This is a genomic window from Clostridium tarantellae, from assembly GCF_009295725.1.
GTDB classification, from domain to species: Bacteria; Bacillota; Clostridia; order Clostridiales; family Clostridiaceae; genus Sarcina; species Sarcina tarantellae.
Genome location: NZ_WHJC01000181.1, coordinates 1 through 6,978, shown reverse-complemented (window position 1 = coordinate 6,978; position 6,978 = coordinate 1). Strand labels below are relative to the sequence as shown.

Sequence of the window (6,978 nt, the reverse complement as noted above, 5' to 3'; positions counted from 1 at the left end):
ACATTACTCTACTATATATATCACCATAAATTTTTTTTTCGTTATTTAAGTATTCGTTAAGTTTCATAGTATATCCTCCAATTTATTATTTAAAATAATAGTATTAAGTTCTAATAACATTATTATAATGTAATATACAAATAATTTTCTATATATTATAATAAAAATACAAATAAAAATAGACAGAGGAGGAATATAAGTGAAAATGAGTAAAAAAAGATTCCAGATTATAGTTATGATATTTATGGTTTTCTTTTTTATGATAAGCAATTTTCAAATAACTCAAGTTAAAGCAACTCCTAATAAATTAGGAGATATTATATTATTAAAGGGGAAGTCTAGCTCAAGTAGTAGTAGCAGTAGTAGATCATCTAGTAAAAGTAGTTCTAGTAAGGGAACTAGTAATAAATATTCCTCCCCTAAAAAATATGATAATAACAAATCAAATAAAACAACAAACAATAAGAAAAAGGAGCAAGGTAATTCTAATTATTCAACCACAGATAAGTTTTCTAATCCTAGTAATAAGGTAGAAAATAATAAAAATGTAGATACTAACAAGGATAAAATAAATAAAGAAAATAAATCGGATAATAGTGTACAAGGAAATAATAATTATTCTACTTCAGATAAATATTCTAAGCCAAATAAAAATGAAAACAATTCATCAAGTAATAATAAAGAAAGTTCATCAAATAACAAAAGCGATTCAAAATATTCAAGAGAAAAAAGTTCATCTTCTTGGTTTGAAGATATGTTTTTCTTTCAAATCATATCTAATATATTAGGTAGCATTGGTAGAATAATAATGTTTAGAAATCCTATTTTAAGTACTACTATAGCAGTTATTTTAGTTATATTAATGGTTATTTTAATTAAAAAAAGATATAACAAAAAATAAAAGTATATGAATAAGTTTTCACATAGTATTATTTACATTAATAAAATATATGTTATAATCTTTTAAAGATTATAATTAATTATGAAGGTGGTTTTTTATGGGTATATTTAAAAGAATTTCAAATATGATAAAATCAAAAACTAATGCAACTTTAGATGAATTAGAAAATCCTATTGAATTATTAGATCAAAAAATAAGAGATATGGAAAACTCTTTAGGTGAAGCTAAAAGATCTTCTGCACAAATTTTTGGGAATTTAAAAGAAACTGAAAAGAAAATGGAAGAAACTAAAAATGATTCACAACAGTATGATGAAAAAGTAAGATTAGCTATGAGTAAGGGAAATGAAGAGTTAGCTAAAAAGGCATTAAAACTTAAATTAGAAAGTGATAAAAAATATTTAGCTTTAAAAGAAAGTTTTGAAAGTCAAAAAGAAAAAGCTGCAATTTTAAAATCAAAATTGCAAGAGCTTGAAAAAGAATTAGATAATACAAGAAGTTATAGAGATGAAGCGGTAGCAAGGCTTCACAATGCAGAAGCATCTACTAAGATAAATGAAGTTATGGCTAATGTTCAGTCAAAAAATAATTCTATTAATATAGATGATATAGAAAGAAAAATTGCAAGAAAAGAAAGTTATGCTGATGGATTAGAAGAGTTAAAAGGAAAATCTTTAGATGATGAATTTGCAGAACTAGAAGAATTATCATTAGATGAAGAGCTAGCTAAATACAAAAATAATGATAAAAAAGTTGATAATAAAGAAAAAGATTGTATTGATTTAGAGCTAGAAAAATATAAAGAAAATAAATAAAATAAAAAGAGGATAGTAAGTTTATTTTTAAACTTATTATCTTCTTATTTTTTATATGAATAATATAATTATAGTGTAAATAAAAGTGGATAAAAAATTTTAAATTGATAAAGTCATAAGAAAACTATGGAATTCGTTGACTTGAAAAAAATTCCATGATATTCTTTAAATAATTTAAACATTATTTTAACATTAAATTTATATAATTAAATGATGTTTATAATAAATTTTAAAATAGGGGGAAAGTTAAATGGATAAAGGGATAATTTTATTTATTGCACCTATAGTATTAGTAGTAGTTTTTATAATTATTACTTGGAAAAAAGCACCACAAGATAAGGCTATTGTAGTTACTGGGGTAAAAAGAAGAGTTATAAGTGGAAGAGGGGGCTTTGTAATTCCTTTTTTTGAGCAAACAGATAGAATATCTTTAGAGAATATGAAAGTTGAAGTTAAAACTCATGAATCATTAGATAGTAATGGGGTGCCAATAGATACAGATGGTGTGGCTATAATAAAAGTTAAATCAGATGCATCTAGTGTATTATTAGCAGTAGAACAATTTAATACAGGAAAAGAGAAGGAAACTATTCAAGTAATTATGTCTACAGTTCAAGATGTTTTAGAGGGAAAGCTTAGAGAAATAGTTTCAAAGATGTCTATAGAGGAAATTTATAAAGATCGAGAAAAATTTGCAAATGAAGTAGAAAATGTTGCAAAAGATGATTTAGAAAAAATGGGCTTAGAAATAAAAACATTTACTATTAGAGATATAGATGATACAAAAGGATATTTAACTGCGCTAGGAGCAAAGCAAATAGCAGAAGTAAAGAAAAATGCTGCTATTGCAGAAGCAGAAGCTAGCAAGGAAGAAATGCAAAAAACAGCAGAGGCTAAACGACTAGGAACAGAAGCTCAAATTCAAGCTGAAACTCAAATAGCTAAAGCTAAAAAGGATAAAGAATTAAAGGTACAAGAATATAAAGAAGAAGAAAAAAGAGCACAGGCAAAAGCAGATTTTGCTTATGAAGTAGAAAAAAATATTGTTCAAAAGCAGGTTATTGATGCTCTAAAAAAAGCAGAACTATTTGAGGAAGAAAGACAAACCGAAATAGCAAAACAACAAGCAATAAAGAAAGAGATGGAATTAGAGGCTACTATAAAAAAAGTAGCAGAAGCTGAAAAATATAAACAAGAACAGGATGCAGAAGCAGAAAGATTTAAATTAATAAAGAAAGCAGAGGCAGAAGCAGAAGCTATAAAAATAAAAGGAATGGCAGAAGCTGAGGCTATAAGATTAAAAGGACAAGCTACGGCAGATGCAATGAAAGCAGAAGCAGAAGCTATGAAGGAAAAAGCAGAAGCCTATAAAGAATATGGAGAAGCAGCAGTTGTTGAAATGTTTGCAGATAAATTACCAGAAATAGCAAAAAGTATTTCGGAACCATTATCTAAAACGGAAAAAATTGTTGTTATTGATAATGGAAATGAAGGTGGTGCAGCCTCTAAAATTTCAAAAAATGTTTCTAAAGTTATTTCAGAAGTTCCTGAAGTTATAAACTCTTTAACAGGAATTAATATTATTGATCTAGTTGAAAATTTAGCAAAGGGGAAAGATGGAATAAAAAAATAATAAAATTAAGAATAAATACAAAAAGTATTAATTAAAAATACTTTTTGTATTTTTTTAATTAATAAACTATTAGAAAATTAAAGTAAAAATAGTAAAATAATTAAATTTAAAGAGAAAAATGAATTGAGTTTCATTTAAATTAAGAGAATTTAAGAGATTTTCATATTTAGAAGGAATAAAAGAGATATAAATTAATATAATTAAAAAAAATAAGAATAAAAGAGAAAATTTAAAATAAATCTTTAAATTTTAAGTGTTCACAACATATAAGAAATAGACGTATAATTAAATATAATAATTATAATGATACGTTTTTGAGAGAAAATGAAATAATTAACGAAGGATGAGGTGAATATTTAAATAATAAAAAATGGTTTGTTATATAAATTTCTAAAAGGTGGATTGATATAATGAAGATAGGATTAGTGCTGTCAGGTGGTGGTGGCAAAGGAGCATATGAGTTAGGGGTTTGGAAGGCTTTAAAGGAAATGCAATTAGACTCATATATAAAAGTTTTTTCAGGAACATCTATTGGTGCTTTTAATGCAGTGTTATTTGCACAGGACGATTTAGAAAGAGCAGAAGCTTTATGGGATGAAGTAACTATGGAAATGCTTGTACCTCTTACTAAATTTGCATTATTAAAGAAAGGTTTAGCTTTAGCATTAGGAGTGAAAAGTATAAATTTTGTAAAAAAATATATGCATAGTAAACTAGAAAGTGGAAATGTACCAAAGGATGGAGTAATAAATATTGTGAATAAATATATAGATATTAATAAAATGAAAGAAAATGATAGAATATGCTATGCGGCATGTACAGAAATGCCAGATTTTAAACCTAAATATTTTAAAATAAATGATTTTGAAGAAGAGGAGGGAAAAGATATAATTTTAGCATCAGCTTCATTACCACTAATTTATGAATGTGCAGAAATTAATGGTAAAAAATATTTGGATGGTGGCATGATCGATAACACTCCAATTCAACCAGTTTATGGAGAAGGATGCGATTTTATAATAGTAGTATTATTATCTAAAGAAAGTACTATAGATAGAAGTTTATATCCAAATGCAAAAATTATAGAATTAGCTCCTAGAGAATTAGATGAAAGTATGCTATCAGGCACTCTTAATTTAGATTCAGAAGCTAAAAAAAATAGAATAATGCATGGGTATAATGATACAAAAAATTTATTAGAACCTATACTTGAACTTGCAAAAGAAAAGCATATAGAAGAACAGCAAAGAAGATATCCAATTATATTTAAAAGTTTTTCTGTAGCTAAGGATATAAAAGAGGCTATATATAAAAAAGTATATGGAAAAAATAATGATTCAGATGATATTGCAAATTAATTATGAAATAAATTACATTTAAGTTTCTAGAATGCGAACAATAACATTGTAATATTGCAAGTAATATACGATAAAACGATATTTTATAATAAAAAATAAGAAAATATTCGTAAAAACTCTTGGCAAATTTAAAAAATCTGATATTATATATAAGGTGCAAAAATATAAAAGAAAGAGTGAGAAACTAAAATGGAATTTATAAAAAAATATTTTAAAATTGATGAAAATCAAACAACTATTAAAACGGAATTAGTTGCTGGTGTAACTACATTTATGACAATGGCATATATACTAATAGTTAACCCATCTATTCTTTCAGCAGCAGGTATGGATAAAGGAGCAGTTTTTACTGCAACAGCTTTATCAGCAGTAATAGCAACACTTATTATGGGCATTTATGCTAAATTACCTTTTGCGCAAGCCCCAGGAATGGGTTTAAATGCTTTTTTTGCTTTTACTGTAGTTATTGGAATGGGATATTCTTTTCAATTTGCATTAACAGCAGTTTTATTAGAGGGTCTTATATTTATATTATTAACATTATTTAATATTAGAGAAGCAATAGTTGATTCAATACCTTTAAGTATAAAACAAGGTATATCAGTTGGAATAGGATTATTTATAGCATTAATTGGTTTAGAGGGAGCTGGTATAGTTATACATCCAGCTGATGGTGGAACAGTAGTTACATTAGGAAACATAACATCAGGAAAAGGCCTATTAGCTATAATTGGAATACTTATAACAGCAGTTTTATTGGTTAAGAATATAAAAGGTGCATTATTTATAGGAATGGTTTGTACTGCAATAATTGGAATACCTATGGGAGTTACTCCGATTCCAACGGATATATTAAGTATGCCACCATCCATAAGTTCTACATTTATGAAATTTGAATGGCATAATATATTTTCAATAGATATGCTAATTGTATTATTTACATTATTATTTATGGATATGTTCGATACTATAGGAACTTTAGTAGGTGTTGCAACAAAGGCTAAAATGTTAGATAAAAATGGAAAAGTTCCAAATATAAAAAAAGCATTATTTGCAGATGCTATAGGAACAACTTTAGGTGCATGCTTAGGTACTAGTACTGTTAGTACTTTTGTTGAAAGTGCATCAGGAGTTGCAGAAGGTGGAAGAACAGGATTGACGGCAGTATCTACTGCATTTATGTTTTTATTAGCATTATTTTTTGCACCATTATTTTCTGTAATAACACCAGCAGTAACCACATCTGCTTTAGTTTTAGTTGGATTGTTTATGATTGAGCCAATTAAAGAAATAAATTTGACAGATTATACAGAAGCTATCCCCGCATTTTTAACAATAATAATGATGCCTTTTGCTTATTCAATATCAGATGGTATAGTTTTTGGAGTTATATCATATATAGTTTTAAAAATATTCTCAGGAAAATATAAAGAAATAAGTTTAACCACAATAATAATAGGAATAATATTTATACTTAAATTTTTAATATAAATTAAATAAGTTATTATTTTACATAAAAAAGAAGACTTTGAATTTTATTATTCAAGGTCTTCTTTTTTTATTCTTTAGGAGTTTATAATAAATAAAAATCTGTGTATAACTTTCAGTAAAGTACTAAAGGCAGTCTTCAAAGCAAAGATTTGTTTAATTTTAGATAATAAACAAATCTTTGCAAAAATATATTTATATAAGAAATACTCGTAAATGACAATAGATTAAATTCAAAAAAAATGATAAAATTATAATAAAAACAAAATAAATAAAATTAAAGGAGAGAATAAAATGTTTAAAAAAATGGCTTCTGATGCTTTAGGATTAAGTGATATAGGAAAAGTTGTTAGTCCAAATGATTATGATAAAGTAGATGCAGATGATTATATTATGCATGAAGATGGAGAAAAAATATATTTTTTGATAAAGTCAAAGTCAGATGAATATTGTTTTACTAATAAAGCTCTTATACATGTAGATGGAACTAATGCCATAAGTAAAAAACGTTCATTATATCGTTATAGTTACTATTTAAATAAAATATCTAATGTAACTTTAGAAACCGCTGGAACAATAGATTTAGATGTGGAAATAAAGTTTACTATTGGAGAAAAGAATTTTTCTATAGATGTTCATAAAAATCAATTAGAACAATTAAAAGATTTATATAAAGCTTTAATAAATATAGAAGAAATAAATAAAGATAATTTAACAATGTTTAATTATTCTAGTGAAAGTCTTAAAATGGCTTCAAATATATTATCATCAGTTAGAACAGAAG

General features: G+C 25.7%; 6 protein-coding genes. All 6 read left to right on the top strand.

Annotated features, from left to right (window positions below; genetic code table 11):
• Positions 1 to 199 precede the first annotated feature (199 nt).
• Positions 200 to 901 carry a hypothetical protein gene (locus GBZ86_RS10910; RefSeq protein ID WP_152890594.1) on the top strand — a complete coding sequence of 234 codons (702 nt, stop codon included), beginning with the start codon at positions 200 to 202 and terminating at the stop codon, positions 899 to 901.
• A gap of 97 nt (positions 902 to 998) precedes the next feature.
• Positions 999 to 1,715 carry a PspA/IM30 family protein gene (locus GBZ86_RS10905; RefSeq protein WP_152890592.1) on the top strand — a complete coding sequence of 239 codons (717 nt, stop codon included), beginning with the start codon at positions 999 to 1,001 and terminating at the stop codon, positions 1,713 to 1,715.
• A 250-nt stretch (positions 1,716 to 1,965) separates the two neighbouring features.
• Entirely contained in the window at positions 1,966 to 3,348 is a 1,383-nt protein-coding gene (locus GBZ86_RS10900; protein ID WP_152890591.1) for a flotillin family protein, read from the top strand.
• 410 nt (positions 3,349 to 3,758) lie between these two features.
• Complete coding sequence (locus tag GBZ86_RS10895) at positions 3,759 to 4,706, top strand: patatin-like phospholipase family protein (RefSeq protein ID WP_152890589.1); 948 nt, start codon at positions 3,759 to 3,761, stop codon at positions 4,704 to 4,706.
• Positions 4,707 to 4,904: 198 nt separating this feature from the next.
• Complete coding sequence (locus GBZ86_RS10890) at positions 4,905 to 6,197, top strand: NCS2 family permease (RefSeq protein ID WP_327444978.1); 1,293 nt, start codon at positions 4,905 to 4,907, stop codon at positions 6,195 to 6,197.
• A gap of 291 nt (positions 6,198 to 6,488) precedes the next feature.
• On the top strand, positions 6,489 to 6,978 hold a 490-nt coding region (locus GBZ86_RS10885), incomplete at its 3' end, for a PH domain-containing protein (protein WP_152890585.1).

Excerpts from the sequence above, each read along its gene's own strand:
- GBZ86_RS10905 (WP_152890592.1), top strand. The coding sequence starts at position 999 with ATGGGTATATTTAAAAGAATTTCAAATATGATAAAATCAAAAACTAAT.
- GBZ86_RS10900 (WP_152890591.1), top strand. The coding sequence starts at position 1,966 with ATGGATAAAGGGATAATTTTATTTATTGCACCTATAGTATTAGTAGTA.
- GBZ86_RS10895 (WP_152890589.1), top strand. The coding sequence starts at position 3,759 with ATGAAGATAGGATTAGTGCTGTCAGGTGGTGGTGGCAAAGGAGCATAT.